Origin of the sequence: Apilactobacillus waqarii, from assembly GCF_019061205.1 — a bacterium.
Taxonomy (GTDB): domain Bacteria; phylum Bacillota; class Bacilli; order Lactobacillales; family Lactobacillaceae; genus Apilactobacillus; species Apilactobacillus waqarii.
On the sequence record NZ_JAHQYH010000005.1, the window covers coordinates 80,114 to 101,790 of the forward strand.

Annotated in this window: 26 protein-coding genes; 24 read left to right on the forward strand and 2 right to left on the reverse strand. The window is 34.1% G+C overall.

Going from position 1 to position 21,677, the window contains the following annotated elements; all coding sequences use genetic code 11:
* Window positions 1-20 precede the first annotated feature (20 nt).
* The 4 genes from zapA to trxA all read left to right on the forward strand — a co-directional run bounded on the left by zapA (window position 21) and on the right by trxA (window position 3,542).
* Window positions 21-284 (forward strand): cell division protein ZapA, encoded by a 264-nt coding sequence (gene zapA, locus KTJ72_RS04705; protein WP_034532166.1) that lies wholly within the window; start codon window positions 21-23, stop codon window positions 282-284.
* On the forward strand, window positions 284-769 hold the full coding sequence (locus KTJ72_RS04710) for a CvpA family protein (protein WP_034534301.1): 486 nt from the start codon (window positions 284-286) through the stop codon (window positions 767-769). Before zapA ends, KTJ72_RS04710 begins: the two co-directional genes overlap by 1 nt.
* Window positions 770-782: 13 nt before the next feature.
* Window positions 783-3,140 carry an endonuclease MutS2 gene (locus KTJ72_RS04715; RefSeq protein ID WP_041152712.1) on the forward strand — a complete coding sequence of 786 codons (2,358 nt, stop codon included), beginning with the start codon at window positions 783-785 and terminating at the stop codon, window positions 3,138-3,140.
* Window positions 3,141-3,224: 84 nt separating this feature from the next.
* Window positions 3,225-3,542 carry a thioredoxin gene (trxA, locus tag KTJ72_RS04720; RefSeq protein WP_272946541.1) on the forward strand — a complete coding sequence of 106 codons (318 nt, stop codon included), beginning with the start codon at window positions 3,225-3,227 and terminating at the stop codon, window positions 3,540-3,542.
* A 45-nt stretch (window positions 3,543-3,587) separates the two neighbouring features.
* Here the strand turns inward: trxA and KTJ72_RS04725 are convergent, their stop codons facing one another.
* Window positions 3,588-4,079, reverse strand: coding sequence for a YslB family protein (locus KTJ72_RS04725; RefSeq protein ID WP_052471501.1), 492 nt, complete (start codon window positions 4,077-4,079; stop codon window positions 3,588-3,590).
* Window positions 4,080-4,243: 164 nt separating this feature from the next.
* Here KTJ72_RS04725 and racE point away from each other — a divergent pair, with 164 nt between their 5' ends.
* From racE to KTJ72_RS07205, 19 genes are all read left to right on the forward strand, one after another.
* Window positions 4,244-5,059 carry a glutamate racemase gene (gene racE, locus KTJ72_RS04730; RefSeq protein WP_217304234.1) on the forward strand — a complete coding sequence of 272 codons (816 nt, stop codon included), beginning with the start codon at window positions 4,244-4,246 and terminating at the stop codon, window positions 5,057-5,059.
* Window positions 5,060-5,061: 2 nt separating this feature from the next.
* The gene (locus KTJ72_RS04735; protein WP_217304235.1) at window positions 5,062-5,652 is read left to right on the forward strand and encodes an XTP/dITP diphosphatase; all 591 of its coding nucleotides are present in this window, start codon (window positions 5,062-5,064) and stop codon (window positions 5,650-5,652) included.
* Window positions 5,653-5,721: 69 nt separating this feature from the next.
* Entirely contained in the window at window positions 5,722-6,099 is a 378-nt protein-coding gene (locus KTJ72_RS04740; protein WP_051592199.1) for a DUF948 domain-containing protein, read from the forward strand.
* Window positions 6,100-6,114: 15 nt separating this feature from the next.
* Complete coding sequence (locus KTJ72_RS04745; protein ID WP_034532178.1) at window positions 6,115-6,537, forward strand: YtxH domain-containing protein; 423 nt, start codon at window positions 6,115-6,117, stop codon at window positions 6,535-6,537.
* A gap of 157 nt (window positions 6,538-6,694) precedes the next feature.
* Complete coding sequence (ccpA, locus tag KTJ72_RS04750) at window positions 6,695-7,696, forward strand: catabolite control protein A (RefSeq protein WP_217304236.1); 1,002 nt, start codon at window positions 6,695-6,697, stop codon at window positions 7,694-7,696.
* A 95-nt stretch (window positions 7,697-7,791) separates the two neighbouring features.
* A complete protein-coding gene (locus KTJ72_RS04755) occupies window positions 7,792-8,526 on the forward strand; it encodes a YebC/PmpR family DNA-binding transcriptional regulator (RefSeq protein ID WP_034532182.1) in 735 nt (244 codons plus the stop codon).
* 91 nt (window positions 8,527-8,617) lie between these two features.
* A complete protein-coding gene (comGA, locus tag KTJ72_RS04760) occupies window positions 8,618-9,526 on the forward strand; it encodes a competence type IV pilus ATPase ComGA (RefSeq protein ID WP_217304237.1) in 909 nt (302 codons plus the stop codon).
* A complete protein-coding gene (locus tag KTJ72_RS04765) occupies window positions 9,504-10,475 on the forward strand; it encodes a type II secretion system F family protein (protein WP_041152710.1) in 972 nt (323 codons plus the stop codon). Before comGA ends, KTJ72_RS04765 begins: the two co-directional genes overlap by 23 nt.
* 2 nt (window positions 10,476-10,477) lie before the next feature.
* Window positions 10,478-10,783 (forward strand): competence type IV pilus major pilin ComGC, encoded by a 306-nt coding sequence (gene comGC / locus KTJ72_RS04770; protein ID WP_041152709.1) that lies wholly within the window; start codon window positions 10,478-10,480, stop codon window positions 10,781-10,783.
* Between the two features lie 55 nt (window positions 10,784-10,838).
* Entirely contained in the window at window positions 10,839-11,204 is a 366-nt protein-coding gene (locus tag KTJ72_RS04775) for a hypothetical protein (protein ID WP_217304238.1), read from the forward strand.
* Between the two features lie 137 nt (window positions 11,205-11,341).
* The gene (locus KTJ72_RS04780) at window positions 11,342-11,764 is read left to right on the forward strand and encodes a competence type IV pilus minor pilin ComGF (RefSeq protein WP_034534286.1); all 423 of its coding nucleotides are present in this window, start codon (window positions 11,342-11,344) and stop codon (window positions 11,762-11,764) included.
* A 236-nt stretch (window positions 11,765-12,000) separates the two neighbouring features.
* Window positions 12,001-13,035, forward strand: coding sequence for a class I SAM-dependent methyltransferase (locus KTJ72_RS04785; RefSeq protein WP_217304239.1), 1,035 nt, complete (start codon window positions 12,001-12,003; stop codon window positions 13,033-13,035).
* A gap of 10 nt (window positions 13,036-13,045) precedes the next feature.
* Window positions 13,046-14,236, forward strand: a complete 1,191-nt coding sequence (locus KTJ72_RS04790; protein WP_034532195.1) for an acetate/propionate family kinase — start codon at window positions 13,046-13,048, stop codon at window positions 14,234-14,236.
* A gap of 203 nt (window positions 14,237-14,439) precedes the next feature.
* Window positions 14,440-15,810: an amino acid permease gene (locus tag KTJ72_RS04795; RefSeq protein WP_041152707.1), complete on the forward strand. Its 1,371-nt coding sequence runs from the start codon at window positions 14,440-14,442 to the stop codon at window positions 15,808-15,810.
* Between the two features lie 122 nt (window positions 15,811-15,932).
* A complete protein-coding gene (locus tag KTJ72_RS04800) occupies window positions 15,933-16,541 on the forward strand; it encodes a metallophosphoesterase (RefSeq protein WP_041152706.1) in 609 nt (202 codons plus the stop codon).
* Window positions 16,542-16,554: 13 nt separating this feature from the next.
* Window positions 16,555-17,928, forward strand: a complete 1,374-nt coding sequence (locus KTJ72_RS04805) for a bifunctional metallophosphatase/5'-nucleotidase (RefSeq protein WP_249419563.1) — start codon at window positions 16,555-16,557, stop codon at window positions 17,926-17,928.
* Window positions 17,929-17,940: 12 nt separating this feature from the next.
* The gene (locus KTJ72_RS04810) at window positions 17,941-18,489 is read left to right on the forward strand and encodes a YutD family protein (RefSeq protein ID WP_034532203.1); all 549 of its coding nucleotides are present in this window, start codon (window positions 17,941-17,943) and stop codon (window positions 18,487-18,489) included.
* Between the two features lie 12 nt (window positions 18,490-18,501).
* Window positions 18,502-19,281: a TIGR01457 family HAD-type hydrolase gene (locus KTJ72_RS04815; protein ID WP_041152704.1), complete on the forward strand. Its 780-nt coding sequence runs from the start codon at window positions 18,502-18,504 to the stop codon at window positions 19,279-19,281.
* 16 nt (window positions 19,282-19,297) lie between these two features.
* Complete coding sequence (locus KTJ72_RS07205; protein ID WP_188595237.1) at window positions 19,298-19,909, forward strand: TIGR01906 family membrane protein; 612 nt, start codon at window positions 19,298-19,300, stop codon at window positions 19,907-19,909.
* Window positions 19,910-19,939: 30 nt separating this feature from the next.
* Here the strand turns inward: KTJ72_RS07205 and KTJ72_RS04825 are convergent, their stop codons facing one another.
* Window positions 19,940-20,578, reverse strand: a complete 639-nt coding sequence (locus KTJ72_RS04825; protein ID WP_041152702.1) for a VTT domain-containing protein — start codon at window positions 20,576-20,578, stop codon at window positions 19,940-19,942.
* A 147-nt stretch (window positions 20,579-20,725) separates the two neighbouring features.
* On the opposite strand from KTJ72_RS04825, the gene KTJ72_RS04830 reads away from it, so the two are divergent.
* Complete coding sequence (locus tag KTJ72_RS04830; protein ID WP_034530939.1) at window positions 20,726-21,316, forward strand: peptidylprolyl isomerase; 591 nt, start codon at window positions 20,726-20,728, stop codon at window positions 21,314-21,316.
* Window positions 21,317-21,677 lie beyond the last annotated feature (361 nt).

Sequence of the window (21,677 nt, forward strand, 5' to 3'; positions counted from 1 at the left end):
TTAATGGAGGTTTATCGAAAATGAACGACACGAATCAACGTTTTAAAGCTAGTATTGGAAAAAAGAATTACACATTTGTTGGGAAGAGTTCCGCAGATCACATGAAGACAGTGACTGAATTAATGAATCGTCAATTGGTTCAATTAAAAGAAATGTCACCAGATATTAATGACGAAGATGCAGCAATTTTATTGGCGTTCAACGCATTTTCAGAACAAATTAAGTTACAAGAAAAATTAAATGAATTAACCGAAAATAACGAAGAAGAAGGAAACATGAACTAATGCTTTTTAATATTATTATCTTTCTACTGCTTATCTATGGTGCATATGATGGATACCACCGTGGGTTAGCACAAGAAATATTACGTGTTGTTGGTTTTTTGTTTAGCCTATTTGTTTCGCTGTACTTTGCTAGAGATTTAAGTCAAGCTATCTTTGCAAACAGTAGTTTGATTAATGATCAAATCCTATGTAACAGTATCAGCTTCTTCATTATTTTCTTAATTTCTGGAATTTTTGTGCGTATTATTATCTCAATCGTAGATAAGATTACACACATTCCAGTAATTCACCAACTTAATGCATTAGGTGGAACCGTTATTGGATTGATTATCGCTTACGTGTCAATTCTGTTTATTTTAAACGTGATTTCTGTTCTACCAAGTAATCAAATAACTAAACAATATCATCAGTCATCAGTTGCTGAGTTTATTGTTCATAAAACACCAATTATTTCACACGATTTATATGAAAAATGGCTAAGATAAGGTGATTAAATAAATGAATGAAAAAGTTCTATCAACTTTAGAATATGAAAAAGTTAAGAGCTCAATTGAGCAATACTTAACGACTAGAAACGGGAAAAAGGAACTAGCTGCACTATCACCGGTAGATAATCCTAACACTATTAATATGTGGCTTGATGAAACTGATGATGGGGCGCATATTTTACGTTTAGATAAAGAAATTTCCATTCCCAAGCTTGATGATGTCACCCCATACATGAAGCGTTTGAAGATTGATGCTTCATTGAATGGTAGTGAATTATCAAAGATAAATAAGATTTTAAAGACATCTAACTATCTAGTTAGATTTTTTAATAACCTAAAAGACGATGAAGTATCATTGAATCGTTTATATAAACTAATCAATGATATTCAAGCAGTCCCAAGCATTTCACAACGACTATCTGATTCAATCGACGATGATGGCAGATTATTAAATACTGCCTCAAAGGAATTGAATTCAATCAGACGTCGAATGGATGTAATTAAGGGTGAAGTTCGTTCAATTATGAATCAATTCACTCAAAAACACAGTAAGGATTTAACTGAACCAATCGTCACGATTAGAGATGACAGAATGGTTTTACCAGTTAAAGCTGAAAATAAAAATAAGTTTGGTGGAATTGTCCATGATCGCAGTTCTTCTGGACAAACATTGTACATTGAACCAGCTTCAACCGTTGGTTTAAATACAGAACTTCGTCAAAAACAAATCGAAGAACGTCATGAAGAAAGACGTATCTTAATCGAATTATCTGATTTAATTCGTCCTTACCAAAGTGAAATTATCAATAACTCTAAGATATTAGGACACTTGGATTTGATTAATGCCAAGGCCAAATATGCGAGAGATTTAAAGGCAACCAGACCAGTTGTATCAAACGAAAATCATGTTAACTTAAAGCAAGCTAGACATCCTTTAATTGATATGAATAAGGTTGTTGCTAATGATTTATACATTGGCAAAGATAATAAGGCAATCATTATTACCGGTCCTAATACTGGTGGTAAGACCATTACTATTAAGACATTAGGATTACTTCAATTGATGGCTCAATCAGGATTGTTTGTGACAGCCAATGAAGGTTCATCTGTTGCAGTATTTGACAATGTCTTTGCTGATATTGGTGATGAACAATCAATTGAACAAAACTTAAGTACATTCTCTTCTCATATGGATAATATCGTTGACATTTTGAACGGAATTACCAAGAAGAGTTTAGTAATACTGGATGAATTAGGTGCCGGAACCGACCCTAAGGAAGGTTCTGCTTTAGCCATCGCGATTCTAGACAAGATTGCCGAAAAGGATTGTGATGTTGTTGCTACAACTCACTATCCTGAATTGAAGGTATATGCTTACAACCGTCCTCAAACGATTAATGCATCCATGGAATTTGATAGTGAAACCCTTCAACCAACTTATCATTTAATGATGGGTGTTCCTGGTCAAAGTAATGGTTTAAATATTGCATCTAGACTCGGTTTGGATGAATCAATCATTACAGAAGCCAGATCACTTGTCGACCAAGATAGCCAAGACTTAAACACAATGATTGTTGAATTAACTGAACAAACTAAACGCGCACGAGTTGAGGCTGATGAACTAAAGGTTCAATTGGGTGATGCTACCAAATTACATGAAGACTTGAGTGAAGCATATGCTAAGTACAAGAACCAAAAGAATCGATTGGTGACTGCTGCTAAGCAACAAGCAAATGAAATTGCTGAAGCTGCTAAGAAGAAGGCGGACGCAATTATCAAGGATCTTCATGAAAAGCAACGTAAAGTTGGCCAAGTTACCATCAAGGAAAATGAATTAATTGATGCTCAAGGTCAATTAAACTCACTACGTCATGATGTTAACCTGGTTAATAACCGTGTGTTGAAGAAAGCGAAAGCTAAACATGATTTCCATAAGGGTGATGACGTTATGGTCAAATCATATGGCCAACGTGGTGTATTGGTTAAGAAGTTAGATGATAATGAATGGGAAGTTCAATTAGGAATTCTTAAGATGAGAATTGCCGAAGGTGACCTTGAAAAAATCAAAGTTGATAACGATGAACAAAGGTTTAATACTAAGGTTAAAAGAACTGCTTCCAAACGTGTGTCTGCAAAACTAGATTTACGTGGCCATCGTTATGAAGAAGCAATGCATGAAGTTGATCAATACTTGGACTCTGCTGTGCTTGCAGGATATCCTTCAGTAACAATTATTCACGGAAAAGGGACCGGAGCACTTAGACAAGGTGTCACAGACATGCTTTCCAGTGATAGACGAGTTGACTCCTTTAATTATTCACCAGCAAATGCTGGAGGAGACGGTTCCACAGTGGTAAAATTGAAATAGAAAATTAAATCGTATAAGACTTATTCTTTGCATTTAATTACTAAACAGTCTAAACTTACTTTCAGTAAGAAAAATAAGGAGGCTATTAATATGGTTTCAGAAACAACAGATAAGACATTTGAAAAAGATACTGCCGAAGGTGTTACTTTGACTGATTTTTGGGCAACTTGGTGTGGTCCTTGCCGTATGCAATCACCAGTTGTAGACCAATTATCTGAAGAAATGGGTGACAAGGTAACATTCAACAAGATGGATGTTGACCAAAACCCAGAAACACCACAAAAATTTGGTATTATGAGTATTCCTACTTTATTAGTAAAGAAGGATGGCGAAGTTGTAGATAGCATCGTGGGTTACCACAGCAAAGAACAACTAGCTAAGATCTTAAACCAATACCTATAAGATAATAAAAAAAGAACGTTTAGCATATTGCTAAGCGTTCTTTTTTTATTGTTTTAAATCAAATTCTTTAACGGAATCTTCAATTACTGGAGCAGGATGCTTTGGATCCATATGTACTCTAATAAGGACGGTTCCATTTTTTTCTTCTTTAGGATTCATTTCGGCTTCAGAAATTACCCCGAATTGTTGTTGAGCAATTTGAGCTAAGAAACCGGATTCGAACATGAAGTCGGCATCTGGATTGGCTTCGATTCTTTTAGCAACGATATCTCCACTCAATGTCCATTTGATTTCATGCTTATTTTCAGAAGAAACAGATAAGTCACCTAAACCTGATTGTTTGAAAAATAGGACAGTATCCAAAGCATCTTTTAGTGGGAACTTTCTGGCAATCTTTTTACCAGCCCAATACATGATGCTGTGGGTATCATTTCCCAATAAATCGTTTAATAATACGTCTCTTAATAATTCTTGTCCCCATAGAGGACGAGTAGAATCATTATCAATTATTTTATTGTAAAGATTATTATTATCCATACTTGTTAACCTCAATTCCTTATATACAAATACATTATATTATAAATTTATCATAATTTGTATATCCCAAGTAAAATTAAAGTAAATGTTTATCCTTAATAAATGTCAGATATGGCTAAAAATGGTAATATAAAAGTAATGGAACTGAAAAGAGGGTTACTATTTTGAGCAAAAAAGCGATTGGTTTTATGGATTCTGGAGTTGGTGGCTTAACAGTTGCTAAGCTAGCAATGAGGGAATTACAAAATGAAAATATTGCATATTTGGGCGATGAAGCCCGTTTACCATACGGTGAAAAATCTAAAGAAGAAATTCAACAATATTCATTACAAATAGCAAACTTCTTAATTGAAAAAGAAGATATTAAAATGCTGGTAATTGCATGTAATACTGCAACTTCACACGCATTAGATTATTTAAGAAAGCATCTTCTTATTCCCGTAATTGGTGTTGTTAATCCAGGAAGCATTGCTGCGGTCAATAATACAAAGACCAATCGTGTTGGATTAATTGCCACTAATGGAACTGTTAAGAGTGGTGCTTACGAAAAAGAAATTAAAAAGATTAATAATAATATCGAAGTATTTAGCCAGGGATGTCCTAGGTTTGTCTCAATGGTTGAAAACCAAGAATACAAAGACGCCCAAAAACAAGAAGTGGTCGATTACGATTTATCAACTATCAATACGGATAACGTTGACACTCTAATTCTTGGTTGTACGCATTTTCCAATAATGCGTGAAATGATTCAAAAATCAGTTGGCGATTCAGTTAAACTAATTGATCCTGGATACGAAACTGTTAAGCAAATTAAGATGATTTTACAACAACATCACATCGAAAATGATGAAGAGGGAGATACTACTTATTCCTTCTACACCACTGGTGATGCAGATAACTTCAATCAGGTTGCAAATGAGTGGCTTAACTATGAAGTACACGCAAAACACCTACCAATTAAAGAATTAGAGGAGCTATGATTATGGACACAATTGTAATTGCGACTAACAATCAAAATAAGGCCCGCGAATTTCGCGAAATGTTTGCCGATAAAAATATCGACTTTAAAACACTTGCAGATTTTCCAGAATTAGGTAAAATTATTGAAAATGGTGAGTCATTTGAAGAAAATGCCACCATTAAAGCACAAGCCATTTTCGAGCGAACTAACTTAGCAGTTTTAGCTGATGATTCTGGTTTGGAAGTGCCTGCATTAAATAATGAACCTGGAATCCATTCAGCTAGATATGCTGGAGACCATGATGACGACGCGAACAATAAAAAGCTATTAGCAAAATTAGGTGATCGTGACAAACGTGATGCTAAATTTGTGACTTGCTTAGTATTATTGAATCAACATGGTGAAAAATTCGTTGTTTATGGAACCATAGAAGGAACCATTCTAAAAGCCCCAAGAGGTGATAATGGTTTTGGATACGACCCATTATTTTATGTACCAAGTAAGAAGAAGACCATGGCAGAAATGTCTGATCATGAAAAAAATGAGATAAGCCATCGTGGAAATGCAATTAAACAACTATATAGTAAGTTTGACGAATGGTGGAAGGCTTAAGGTTTAACTAATTGTAAGATTAAATAGTAAATGCTATTATAATCATATAAACGTATGAGGAGGGGTTGCATGACAATTGGAGGATTAGCTGGTTTGATTGCTGCAGTTGCATTTTTCATTATTGCAATTTGTGCTGCGGTTCTACTAATCAAGTTATCTAAGACTGTTGACGAGGTAAATAAGAATATTAATTCTATTTCTCAAGATATTACTGTAATATCAAAGCAAGCCGAAGATATTTTAGCTAGCTCAAATTCATTAGTTAAGGATGTTAATGAAAAAATCAACACCTTGGATCCAGTTTATCAAGCTGCTGCAGATGTTGGACAAAGCGTTAGCGATTTAAATAACGCAACTCAAAACTTAGCCAAAAAGTTCCAAAACAGAAACAAGAAATCATTTATGGAAAAAGCCGCAGGTGCTGGCTTTAGAATGTTTAAAAAATAAAAGGGAGTGTTTTTTATGAAAAAGACAGGACTATTTTTATTAGGATTAACTACCGGTGCAGCTGCTGCTGCATACTTAGCATACCGTAAGATGGATGATGAAAAGACAAAGGAATTCGTTAACAGTACTGTAAAGACTGCTAACGACCTAAAGGATCGTGCATTAGATTATGCTTTTTACGCTTTAGATTCTGTTGATGACGTAAAAGAACAACTACAATACAAGACCTCAGATGCAAAGTCAAAGATTAAAGACGCTGCTGGTAAGGTTAACGACAATGTAGTTAACAAAGCACAATACTACTACGATGAAGGTAGTACCCAATTCCATAAAGCAGCTGATAATTTGAGAAATCAAGTTAGAAAAAACGCTGATGATAGCCAAGATATTGTCATCGACCCAGATGCTTTAAAACAAGAAGACAATTTAAGTAAATAATTTTTAAATTGTAAAAGAGACCTGACTTTGTTAGGCCTCTTTTGTTTTTTTCAATAGGTGGTAGTCTTGTTAAATCATCGTTTATCTGATATATTTGTAAACATATTGAAAGCGCTATGAAAACAACCCAGGCGGACTTAAAGAGGAGTTTGAGAGAATGGAAAAGCAAAATGTAACTATTTACGATGTTGCTAGAGAATCTGGTGTTTCCATGGCTACTGTTTCCAGAGTTTTGAATGGTAACAGTAACGTACGACAAGCAACCAAAGAAAAAGTGTTGAAGGTCATAGATGCTCTGGACTATCGCCCTAATGCTGTGGCAAGGGGACTAGCAAGTAAGAAGACAACAACGGTTGGGGTAATCATTCCCGATGTAACCGATGGATACTTTTCTTCACTAGCTCGTGGAATTGATGATATTGCTACCATGTACAAGTACAATATTATCCTAGCCAATTCGGATGATAATCCCGATAAGGAAGCATCAGTACTAAATACATTGTTAAGTAAACAAGTTGATGGAATTATCTTCATGGGTAATGAAATTAATGATGATTTAAGAGCTGATTTTAAGCGTTCTGACTGCCCAATCGTGCTTGCAGGTTCAGTTGATATTAATAACTCTGTACCTAGTGTAAACATCGATTATGCAGATGCAGTTAAGAATGAAACAGAACGTTTAATCAAAAACGGTAATTCTAGAATTGCGTTTGCATCTGGCTCAATGAAACAAGATGTCAATAAGGAATACCGATTAAAAGGATATGTATCTGCTTTGGAAAACAACGGAATCAAGTTTGATGAAAAGCTGGTTTTCGAAACAAAGGGAACATATGAAGATGGTTATGATTTGGCTGAACGAATCATCAATGATAAGATTACTGCAGCTGTAGCAACTAATGATGAATTGGCTGCCGGAATCTTAAATGGAATGACCGATAGAGGTGTTTCAGTGCCACAAGATTTTGAATTATTCACAAGTAATAATACAAAATTGGCAAAGATGATGAGACCACAATTGTCTTCAATCACTCAACCTTTGTATGATATTGGTGCGGTAGCAATGAGATTATTGACCAAGATCATGAACAAAGAAGAGATTGATAATCGTTATGTGGTTTTAGGCTATGAAATAGTTGAACGCGACTCAACTAAATAGCTGATATAGTAACTTGATTAATTATATACTGATTGATATAATTGATATGTTTGTAAACTAATGAAACAATAGAATTCGAGAGGAGTGCTGTGATTATGTCAGGACATTCAAAATGGCATAACATTCAAGGACGTAAAGGTGCCCAAGATAAAAAACGTGGTAAGATTTTCCAAAAATTGTCTCGTGATTTATACCAAGCTGCTAAAGCTGGTGGTCCAGAACCAGACGGTAACCCACAATTACGTCTTGTGATTGATAAAGCTCATGCTGCCAACATGCCTAAGGATAACATTCAACGTGCTATCGATAAGGCTTCTGGTCAAGGTGGAGCAAACTACGAAGAAATTACTTACGAAGGATATGGACCTGCTGGTACAGCTATCATGGTTTCTTGTTTAACTGATAACAAGAACCGTACTGCTGCTGCCGTACGTTCAGCATTCAGTCACCATGGTGGTTCACTAGGATCAAATGGTTCTGTTTCATACATGTTTGACCGTAAGGGATACATCGTTATCCTACGTGACGGATTAGACGTTGATGAAGACAGCATGTTAATGGATGTTTTAGATGCTGGTGGAGAAGACATGAAGTCAGATGATGACCAATTTGAAATCTTCACTGCACCTTCAGATCTAACTGCTGTTAGAGATGCTTTACAAGAAAAATATGATTTAGATACTGCTGAAGTTACAATGTTCCCTCAAAACAAGACTGCTGTACCAAGTGACAAAGTTTCACAATATACTGGTCTAATTGACGAACTTGATGAAAACGATGACGTCCAAGACGTTTACGAAGCAGCTGAATTACCTGAAGCAGCTGAATAATTAAAAAAAGATGCACATAGGTGTATCTTTTTTTGTATAAAAATAAATGAAACCTCTACTTTTTTCGAATATAAAAAGTGGAGGTTTTTTTATGAGTATTTCAAATTATTTTGATAATTTAATTAATCAAGCAATCGAAGACAAAATCAAAGACATTTATCTTCTGCCGATTAATGAAAATTACATTGTTAGGGAACATACAGGATTAAGCATTGAGAATCATGATTGTATCAATTATGAAAAAGCGAATAAATTAATCAATTACTGTAAATATATTGGCGGGATGTCAATCAGTGAACGTAGAAGACCACAGATTGGTTCATTTGAGTTTATCAATAATCAAAAGAAATTTTTCTTACGTTTTTCCTCAGTTGGAAATTATAAAAATCATGAATCAATGGTAATTAGAATTATTTATTCGTTGGATGATGAGACTATCAATTACGACAATGAGGATCAATTCTATCGACTAAAGGAATTATCCAAACAAAATGGGATGATTATTTTCGCTGGTAAGACCGGTTCAGGGAAGACGACATCAATTTATCATCTATCTAATTCAATGAGTTCAAATAAATTGATTATGAGTATTGAAGATCCAGTTGAAATTATTAATACCAATTTTCTTCAGTTGCAGGTCAATGAATCAGCTGACATGGGTTATGACGAATTGATTAAGGTGGGACTAAGAAGTCGTCCGGACGTCTTTATTATTGGTGAAATTAGAGATGCTAGTACTGCTAAATCCGCAGTTCGTGCAGCATTATCTGGTCATTTGGTATTAACTACAATCCATGCCAGAGATATTGATGGTGTCATTAATAGGTTACGGCAATTGGGTTGTGACTATGACGACTTATTTAACTGTTTAAACTCAGTTGTCTTTCAAACGTTATCAGTAAAAAATCAGAGAGATATTTCAGTGAATATGGATATTAGAAATGATTTTGCAGGTTTAAAAGAAAGGATAGTTGGCAATGGAAAAACTATCGCTGAATAAGCAGTATTATCTGTTTAAGAATTTAAGTGATTTATTTAGTGCTGGATTTACAATTAAGGAATCACTACAGTTTCTATCTCAAGTAGGTGGTAGGCAATCAACAATTAAAAAAATTGCTAATAAGTTGAGTGAAGGAAGTAGTTTCAGCGACAGTATTGTTGGCTTGGTTCATAACGATTTCTATAACCAAATCATGATTAGCGAAAAATATGGTGATCTGTCCTCATGTTTAGCTGAACTAAGCCACTTTATTGAAGTTAAGTTAAAAAACAAATCAAAGATAAAAGACTTACTGTTTTATCCAATTGTATTAGTGATTATTTTGATTGGAATTGTTTATGCTATCAATGCATTTGTATTACCACAATTAAGTTCGATTAATTCCATGCAACATTATGATTTGGGTTGGCTATATATAATTTTACTCTGTATGCTTATGGGGATTTTAATCGTCTCGGTGATGTATAAACGATTACCATTACTAAGAAAAAGAGACGTTATATCGAGAATTCCGTTTATCGGAAAAATATACAAAGCATATATGGGATATATATTGTCTCTTGAACTAAAAATGTTGATTCAAAATGGCATTGATTTAAAGAATATCCTAATCATTTTAAAGGATTTTAAGCCAAATACTATTATGTATCTGTTAGGAGAAAAGGCACGCCGTTTAGCTGATCATGGAGAAGATGTCGGGCAGCTAACTAAAATGTATTCGTTTATTCCAGTTGAGTTTAATGGCTTTTTCCATCATGGCTCAAAGGTGTCGGAAATATTAATCAAACTAGATGCCTTCTCACAGATTAAGTTTGAGGAAATGAATCGTCGTTCTAATCAACTAATTAATTTAATTCAACCGCTATTATTTTTATTTATTGGAATTTGTATTGTGTTGGCATATTTAGTTGTTCTTATGCCAATTTATTCATCATTGAAAGGAATTTAAAAATGAACAAGAAAAAAGCAGGCTTCACACTAATTGAAATGACAATCGTATTATTTATTATTTCACTACTAATTTTAATTGTCGTACCAAATGTTTCAGGACAAAGAAAACACGCAACCGATGTACATGTCCATGCAATGCAAACTTTAGTTCAAGGTCAAATTGATTCATTTTCATCAGATGAAAATAAAGGAGACGTAAGTATGGATGAGCTTGTTAAAAATGGTTACCTAACCCAAAAACAAGCTGATCAAGCTCAAGAAGAAGGCATTCAAATTGTGGACAACAAGGCCGTGGCAAAAAAATAAATCCGCATTCACTACAATTGAGATGCTGATTGTATTAATCATTAGCTCTATTTTTATGTCATTATGTATATTTTTATATCAAGGTGTTCATATTAATGATAGGGAGTTAGAAAAAGATTTTTGGGCAAATTTTAATGTGTATTGGAAACAAGGAATTGCGAATAGTGAATATAGCAGATTAAAAACATATATTTACCAGAAAAATCATGACATTATCTTTTTTAACGATGGTCATTATAATAATCTGAAAATGCCTGATGGTATGCGTTCAGAGGATAATTTGTTAATAACTATTAACAATGACGGATATGTTCCACCACAAACCTATAAGTGGTATTCCAAGACGACACATACCTGTTATCTTTTAAAAGTACAGCTTGGTGGAGGTACTTATAAAGTATATGAAGAATATTATGAATAAAGGCTTTATTATGATTGATTCGATTACGGCGCTGACTCTAATTTCGGTGGGGATGATTTTCTTTTGTGAATCAAACCAACATATGTATGACAATCTAGATAAAGCTAGAAGAACTTTGCTACAAAAGAGAATAGATTATGAAAAGAGAAAAGGGCTTTACGATTATTGAAACGATCATTGCACTAACAATACTGGGTTTAATTGCGTTTTCGATTACAATGATCAATCCATTGAAGAAATCATATAACACGAAAAATATTCATGCTGTGGATTTTCAGCTGTTTATAAAGAATATCGAATTACCTAAGAAACACTACTTTTTATATAAAATTGTGGGTGGAAAGTTGTTATATATTGGGAGCAAAACGTATGACAAAGAGTATGAAATGTTTAAAAATGGCAGAATGATAATTTTAACTGGTATGAATGGTGGATTTTATCCGATATTAGATAATGTTGAAAGTGTTAATTTTAAAGAAGTAAAGAAGCATTTAGCAATTAATGTGGAATTTACAAACGGTGAAAGTTATGAGGATGTGAGTTCAATATCTTATGAGTAAAAAATGTGGATCAGCGACATTGATTGCGATTGTCGTTCTATCAGTTTTATCAATTTTCTTATTGATAAAATATGAAAAATATAATGCAGAAATGCAGACGATAGATAAATTGATAAAAAGTTATGAATAACGATAATTTATATGCAAGTTATTAATGGTTTATCTTGAATTTTCTTGTAAAAATCTGGTAATATGAAAGTTGTTATTAAGTGATAATACTTTTAAGGGAGTTGAGTGTGCTGACTGAGAAAGATACAGAAACTCTGTTTAAAGTTTTCAATTCTTCAGCTGAAATCTTGAAGGACAAGCTAGGGGTATCATATCTTGATGCATTCATCGAGACTGGAGATAACCTTATCAATGACGGACAAGTTCACGTTGAAGATGGTATACCAGATAGTGACACAGTTTCTAAGTTAGAAGGATTATACCGAGATGTAGATTATCAATCTATGGATGCAGAAACTGTAAGAAAGGCAATTCAAATTTGCATGATTAAAGCAACCAAAGAGGATGCGATTCAAGCAAATCACCAAATAACACCTGATACAATAGCTTCTATCATGGGCTATTTAGTTATTAGATTAATTAAGAATGCCAAGCATCTACAGATTCTGGATTTATCCGTTGGAATGGGTAACCTATTAACTACGGTTATGAATCAATTGAAGGATGCAGTTAAGGATATTGATTTGCATGCTATTGGAATCGATAATGATGATTCTATGTTAGCTGTTTCAAGCATAAGTACACAAATGCAAAGAAACGATAAAAATACTGAACTTATTTACCAAGATTCAGTTGCCAATATTTTGGTAGATGATGCAGATCTAGTAATTTCTGATTTACCAATTGGGTATTATCCGATTGATGAAAATACCACTAACTATAAGACAAGATCAACAGATGGTCATTCATATGCTCACCACTTGTTAATCGAACAAGGGATGAACCATATCAAACCAGGTGGTTATGGGGTTTTCTTAGTACCAAGTAATATCTTTAACACGCCGGAATCAAAATCATTGTTAAAATGGATTCAAGATAATGCTTATCTTCAAGCATTGTTGAATCTACCAAAAGAAATCTTTAACAATGCAAATGCTCAAAAAGCTGTTTTGATTCTACAAAAGCATGGTGAAGATGCCCACCAAGTTGAAAAAATTATGATTGGTGAGTTCCCATCATTTAACGAAGTATCTGCTTTCCAAAAATTCTTAGCAGAACTAGTTGAGTGGGAAGAAAAGGATTTATTATCTAAAAAAAGTTAGGAGAACTATTATGGGAAAGTCAATTGCAATTAACGCAGGAAGTTCCACATTAAAATTTAAATTATTCGAAATGCCTTCAGAAAAATTAATTTCAAGCGGGGCAATCGATAGAATTGGTTTAACTAAATCAGATGTTGAAATTAAATATGGTGATGGCGAAAAATTCCAAAAGACAATGGATATTCAAAACCACGAAGAAGCCATCAAACTTGTATTAGACAAACTTCTAAGCCTAAACATTATTGCTGATTACAACGAAATCACGGGTGTTGGTCACCGTGTTGTTGCCGGTGGTGAATACTTCACTGACTCAGTTGTTATTGATGATGATGTTTTAAGTAAGTTAGAAGAACTATCAGAACTAGCTCCACTTCACGAACCAGCAAACATTCTAGGAATTAAAGCATTCAAGAAGATTTTGCCAGACGTAATTAGTGTTGCTGTATTCGATACTTCATTCCATACTTCAATGCCAGAAGAAAACTACATGTATGCTTTACCATACAAGTACTACCGTGATCACAAAGCTAGAAAATATGGTGCACATGGTACTAGTTACCGTTACGTATCAGGCCGTGCTGCAGCAATGATGGGCAAGAAACTAGAAGACTTAAAGCTAGTTATCATGCACTTAGGTGCCGGTGCTTCAATCTGTGCCGTAGACCATGGTAAGTCATTAGATACTTCAATGGGATTCACTCCATTAACTGGTATCATGATGGCTACTAGATCTGGTGATGTTGATCCTTCACTACTTGCTTACATTATGCAAAAAGAAGGAATTTCAGATATTAACGAAATGATTAGCATCCTAAACAAGAAGTCAGGTTTAGCTGGTGTATCTGAAGTTTCTGCTGATATGAGAGATCTAGAAGCAGTTAAGGATGAAAACCACCAAGCCGAATTAGCTCGTAACATGTACATGAACAGAATCGTTAGATACGTTGGTCAATACGTTGCTGAAATGAACGGTGTTGATGGTATCGTATTTACAGCCGGTGTTGGTGAAAATGATATTGGTATCAGACAAGAAGTTGCTGATAAGTTAAGCTACTTCGGTGTTAAGGTTGATCCTGAAAAGAACCACATTCGTGCCGTTGAAAGAGATATCAGTGCTGACGATGCTAAGATCAAGACATTATTAATTCCTACAAACGAAGAATTAATGATTGTTAGAGATATCGAACGTCTTAAAAAATAATGAAAAAGAGACCGAATAAGGTCTCTTTTTTATTTTCATGGATTGATGAAAATAATTCAATTAAATATAAATAACATGAACAAACGTTGAAATGCTGCGGCTTAAACGTTGCTAAGTGCAAGTCTATAAAGATTCAGACGTATTGCAGTTCAAATAAAATATGTATAATTAACATCATAGAATAATTAGAGGAGGGTGATGAAATGCAAGAATCACCGAAACAAGAAGGCCAACAGCTTTCTAGAGGTTTAAAAAATCGTCATGTTCAATTAATCGCTTTGGGTGGAACAATCGGAACTGGTTTGTTCTTAGGAGCTGGTGAATCCATCCAATTTGCAGGGCCATCAATTATTTTAGCTTACTTAATTGCTGGAATTGCCGGATTCTTTATCATGAGATCACTTGGTGAATTATTATTATCCAACGTTGATTGTCATTCATATATTGAATTTATTGAAAAGTACTTGGGTGAAAAGATGGGATTCGTTGCCGGTTGGACTTATTGGGCCTGCTGGATAACTATTGCCATGGCTGAAATTACAGCTGCCAGTTTGTACATAAAGTATTGGTTCCCAAGTGTACCACAATGGATAACTGGTTTAATTATCATCATTATTTTGTTCCTATTAAATACAATTAATGTATCAGCATTTGGTGAAACTGAATTCTGGTTTGCATTAATCAAGGTTGTTGCTATTTTAGCTTTAATCGCAACAGGAATTGTACTAGTAATTATTAATTACAAGACTCCAGTGGGTCATGCAAGTCTTTCAAACCTATTTGGTCACAAAATGTTTGCACACGGTATCTCAGGATTTTTAATGAGTTTCCAAATGGTAATCTTTAGTTTTGCCGGAATTGAAATGATTGGTATGACTGCTTCAGAAACACATGATCCTGAAAAGGTTATTCCAAAGGCTATTAACGAAGTACCTTCAAGAATTTTAATTTTCTATATTGGTTCATTAGTAGCATTAATGTGCATCTATCCTTGGAACTACATCAATGCTGATTCAAGTCCATTCGTGCAAGTATTCCAAAACATTGGTATTGCCGGAGCTGCATCAATCATCAACTTTGTTGTTTTAACTGCTGCCGTATCTGCATGTAACTCATCAATCTTTACAACAGGTAGAATGGCATACTCATTATGCTATGGTACTGACAATAAGGTTGGTAAGAAGATTGGTTCCTTAACTAAGAACGGTTTACCAGCAGCTGGAATCGTATTCTCAATTGCTGTTATCGCAATTTCACTAATCTTGAACGCATTTATGCCAAACGGTGTTTTCCAATTAATTTCAAGTGTGGCTACCACATGTTTCCTATTCATTTGGGGATTAATCGTAATTGCGCATATCAAGTACAGAAAGATTGTTAAGAAGAACAAGGAAGAAGACAAGTTAACATTTAAGATGCCTTTATTCCCACTTTCAAGTTACTTTGTATTAGCATTCCTACTATTCGTAGCAGTTGTATTGCTATTTAGAGTAGACACAATGATTCCATTAATCGGATCAATCGTATGGATTGTATTCCTATACATCTTCAAGGTTGTTAAAGACCGCGTATAAAAAATAAAACAGTTTCAACGACTAATTACTTAATTAAGTGGTTAGTTTGATTGAAGCTGTTTTTTTATTTTTCATTTGTTCAATAATAGTTTATTCTATTAGTAAGGAAGTAGGTGGCAAGAATGAAATACTTTATAGCGGATACGCATTTTCTTGATAAACACATGATAGGAAATAAGAATTTCGCGCCACGACCATATTTCTTTGTGGATGAGATGGATAACGATATCATTAAAAACTGGAATGAAGAGGTTTCTGACAGTGATATTGTTTATCATTTAGGTGATATCGCAGTCTGTCATGAAAAGCCCCAAAGAAAAGCACATGAAAAAATTTATGATATTTTAAAACAATTGAATGGACAGATTGTCTTTATTAAAGGAAATCACGATAGTAGAGCTTTGTTTAAGTTCATTGAGAAAAATAACTATGAATTGAATGGGAAACCAAAGTTTTCTTTCCACGATGTCGGAGCATTGATTAAGATGAATCACGCCCAATACTATATGACCCACTATCCATTGATGATGGGCCAGGTTGGACCGATTATTGATCTTCATGGGCATATTCATCACTATTCAGTGCCGGTAAAGGAAAATATTAATGTTGGAGTTGATAGTCCAGAAAAAGATTATTTAGGCTATGAGAAGCCATTCGGTGCTCCGTTTAGTGAACAGGATATTTTTAAGATGGTGGAACAAAAGAAAATTGATTTTGCCAAAAGACGATGAGGAGGAAGTAAGTTTGGAAAAAATTGCTATTTTACATACCAATGATTTACATTCACACTTTGAAAATTGGCCAAGAATAAAAAGATATTTAATTAGCGAAAAACAAAAGCTAGAAAAAGCAGGCTACTTTGTCATTACTGTTGATTTAGGAGATGCCTTAGATAGAGCTGATCCATTGACTGATGCTACCGACGGTAAAGCTAATGTTGAATTATTAAATGAAATTGGTTATGATGCCGCCACAATTGGTAATAATGAAGGTCTAACCAATAGTAAAGACCAGTTAAACCATTTGTATGATGCCGCCAACTTCGACGTTGTTTTAGGTAATATTGTTGATTCAGATACTAAGAAGAGGCCAGATTGGGCTCATGAAACTAAGATGATTAATACACCAGGTGGTAATCATATTAAGATTTATGGTTTAACAGCCCCATATCAATCAACATACACGCTTGAGGGATGGACACCAATTGATGACCAAGAAAAAATTCCTGAATTGTTGGACAATGATAATGATGACGAAGTATTAGTATTGTTATCCCACTTAGGTGTTACTCAAGATAGATTGATTGCTAAGAAATTTCCACGCTTTGACGTTATCATTGGAAGCCATACCCATCATTTGTTTGAACATGGTGAAAGAGATAACCAATCATTATTGGCTGCTGCTGGTAAGTATGGATACTACGTTGGAAAGGTAACACTAGAAGTTGATGATGATCACGTTATCAATAGTGAAGCTAGTGTCGTTAAAACTAGTGACCTACCTGTTGAACCAGAAGACAGTAAGTGGCTGGATGCTTTAGAAAAACGTGGTCAAGACATTTTGGCACAATCTAAAGTTGCTAAGTTAGATGAAAAAATGGATAATGGTCTTCGTGGCAAACCAAGAATGGTTAGCGAATTTTTATCTGCAATGAAAGAAAAGGCAGGAACTAAAGCTGCAATCGTTAATAATGGATTGTTCCTACATGCTCTGCCAAAAGGAATTGTAGATAAGAATCAATTACATCAAATCTTGCCACATTCTATGCATGTAACTAAGACAACATTATCTGGAAGCGACTTATGGCGCATGGTAATGGAAATGCAAAAGAATTGGAAATTCCTAATTGCATATGAACAAAAGGGAATGGGCTTTAGAGGAAAGTATTTTGGCCAATTGAACTATGATGGAATCGATGTTGATGACCAAAATAATGTTTACTTCGACGGGAAGTTGATTGACTTTAATCAAACCTACGAAATTGCATTACTAGATCATTACATCTTCATTCCGTTCTTCCCAACGGTTGCAATTAAGGGTGATAATAATATCTTGTATGACCAAACACTTAGAGAAGTGTTCGCATCATATCTATCAAAGAAATATCCGCTAGAATAGGAGAGGATAATTTTGGATCGTAAGAGTATTGAAGAGCTAGTCGAAGAAAAGAATAGTAACTATAAACCACTAGCTAACATAAAACTTGAAGACGAAAAGACCATTTTGATTAATGGTCATAAATATGAAATCATCAGTAATCGTAATAACTGTTTTAATATTGATGATTTCACTGCTAGTTACAATCCCATCTTTAGTCGATACAGCTTTATTGTTGGTGATTACGGCTATGGCGTATTAAGACTAAAGGGATTTTCTGATGATGGTAGTAACACACCACTACAAAATCAATTCATGGCAATTCAAGATTATTTATATGAATATGCCAATATGGGTGCTGACTATTTTGTCTTGCATAACTTAGAAGTAAAGACTAAGCCAAATGGTTCTTTCAATAAGCGAAGAGGACGTCGTTCATCTAATAAGAACAACCGTCATGCCTTTATTAAAGAAAAGGTCACTAACGAAAAACCTCGTGTAGATAAAAGAGAACACGTGACAGTGACCCAATCAAAGGGACATGGTAAGAGACACTTTACAATTAAACAAAGAACGGACTAGGAGAGAGTATTAATGACAAAGTATAAAGGTTATTTCATTGACCTTGATGGCACAATTTATGCCGGAAGTAAGAGAATTCCAGCTGCCAAGAGATTTATCGAAAGACTACAATCAAATGGGATTGATTTTCTTTTCGTAACCAATAACACAACCAAGATGCCAGAGGATGTAGTTAAAAACCTAGGTGATAATCATGACATCCATGTGAGTGTCGATAATGTTTACACTGCAGGACTAGCTACTGCTGACTATGTAAAAAAAGATTCTGAAAGTAACCAGTTAGATAGGACAGCTTATGTAGTTGGTGAAAAGGGACTAATCACTGCTCTTCAAAATAACGGTTTTAAAATTACTGATAATAAACCAAGTTATGTAATCGTAGGTTTAGATAGTTCAGTGACTTATGATCAATTAAGTAAGGCAGTTCTATTAGTAAGGGATGGTGCTAAGTTTATTGGTACCAACCCAGACAGTAATATTCCAACTGAAAAAGGGATGCAACCAGGAGCAGGTTCATTAGTAAAACTTGTTGAATACGCAACCCAACAAAAACCTGTTTTAATTGGTAAACCAGAATCAATTATCATGCAAAACGCATTGGATAAGATTGGCCTTGATAAATCTGATGTAGTAATGGTTGGAGACAACTACATGACCGATATTTCAGCGGGTATTAACTTTGGCATGGATACCCTAATTGTCTACACTGGTTTATCTACAAAGGAACAAGTAGCACAAAAAGAAGTGCAACCAACTCATCAAATTGATTCATTGGATGACTGGGAAGTTTAATTTGAATATTGAATTTATGAAGTATCGAGCATTGTCGTTAGTAATCATCTTGTGGTTTGTAACTTGCTCGATATTTTTATTTATGAACATGCCATTTATATATACGTCAGTTGTCCATGTATTAAACGTACAACATGATATTAAAATGAGTTCAGGACAAATAAGGGATAATTACTTATTGATTATTAGATATTTACAGTCATTCTTTATTATCGATATGCAAACGACATTGCCAATTAATAACGTAGTAAAGGAACACTTTGGGGATGTGAGAAGACTAATTTTATTAAATAACCTCTTTATGGTTATTATGACGCCAATAGTCATTAAAACATTGATTAGATTAAGGAAAAATCGCTTTTTATGGCTTTTAAAATTATCTTTTAGGCAAATATACGGATGCTTCGTATTTCTTTTCGTGTTTGCTTTAATTGATTTCAATGATGCGTTTATCTTTTTCCATAAAATCCTATTTAGAAACAACGACTGGATATTTAATGCAAAAAAAGAACCAATCATCATACTGTTTCCAGATCAGTACTTTATGATTGGTTTTGCTTTTATATTTATATTTGTAACGGTATTTTATTTAATCCTATTACGATTTATTAATAGATCAACACAATAAAAAAGGGCCCCAACATAGGAGTCCTTTTTATTATGCTTTCTTTTCTTTTTTGAACAATGCTACTAAAGCAGGGATACAAGTTACTAGGATGATACCAAGTACAACCACTGAGAAGTGTTCTTGTACGAATGGGATGTTTCCGAAGAAGTATCCTCCACCACAACATAGTAGTACCCAGACGATACAAGCGGCTACGTTATATTTAACAAACTTACTGTACTTGTAACCACTTGAAGCGGCAATGAATGGTGCGAAAGTTCTGATGATTGGCATGAATCTAGCAATAAATATAGCTAAGATACCGTATTTATCAAAGAAAGTTTTTGCTTTGTCTAGTTGTTCTTGTTTAATGAACTTACCAATATGTTTTTGTTTAGTAAGCTTATTACCAACTTTTTCGCCAAGGAAGAAGTTTAAAGAGTCACCGACGACTGAAGCAATTAAGAATAAGATGATAAATATGAATATACTTAGGTGATATTTTGGATTTGCAGAGATAGCTGCTGCTGCAAATAATAATGAATCCCCAGGTAGGAAGGGCATAATTACGATTCCAGTTTCAATGAAGATCACTAGAAATAGTAGTAGGTAGGTCCAATCACCAAAATAATTAACCAAGTTAATGATGTGTTGGTCAATGTGTAATATAAAATCTATTAAAAGTTGCATTTCTCTCTCCTTTTGTTGTTTAACTATATTTTAACAAATTTACATGATTTACATTAAAGTTTTTTTAAAATAATTTAGTAAAAACACTTAATCATTTTTACTTCGTTAGCTATAATAGATATATCAATTAAATATTTGGAGGACAAAATGACTCAATATCCACAATTAAGTATAGATGATAAATATAAGCCGATGGCTATTCTAAAGACAAATTATGGTGACATTCAAATAGCTTTGTTTGAAAAACAAGCACCTCAAGCAGTAGAAAACTTCATGAAATTAGCTGAAGTTGGTTACTATGATGGAACAACTTTCCATAGAGTTATTAAAGATTTTATGATTCAAGGTGGTGATCCAACAGCAACCGGTGCTGGAGGGGAAAGTATTTGGAATCGTCCATTTGATGATGAATTTTCTAAAGACTTATACAACGTACGTGGAGCTGTGTCTATGGCTAATTCTGGCCCTAACACCAATGGTAGTCAGTTCTTTATTGTGCAAAACAAGACACTTCCTGAAACACTAATGGATCAAATGAATGAAGCGGGATTTCCAGAAGAAATAATTGACTATTACGTTAAAAATGGTGGAACACCATGGCTAGATTTCAGACATACTGTATTCGGACAAGTAGTTAAGGGTATGGATATCGTTGATAAGATTGCAGATGCTAAAGTAGATGCAAGCGACAAACCTGTTGAAGATGTTCTAGTAAACAAAGTAGAAATTTTTAAATAAGTACTTGACCGTAAAAAGACTTCCTGGTAGTATAAATATTGCTGTTGAGAGAGGTTACTTAATCTTCTCAAATGATCTTGAAAAATTGATGTTGACAGTGATTGATGATTTTGATATTATAATCAAGTCGCGTTAAATCAGTTGATTTCAAGCGTTGGCAAATAAAAAAAGTTATTGACACTGTGTTGATAATTTGCTATGATTAATGAGTTGTCAATTGGGACAGCGAATTAATAAAAGGTAGATCTTTGAAAACTGAACAAGATTGATAATCGATGATGTGTAAGGAACTTACAACTTGGTTGTAAGAATTAAACATTGCGAAGTCAATTCGCTTATAAAATAACAATTTATTCAGAAG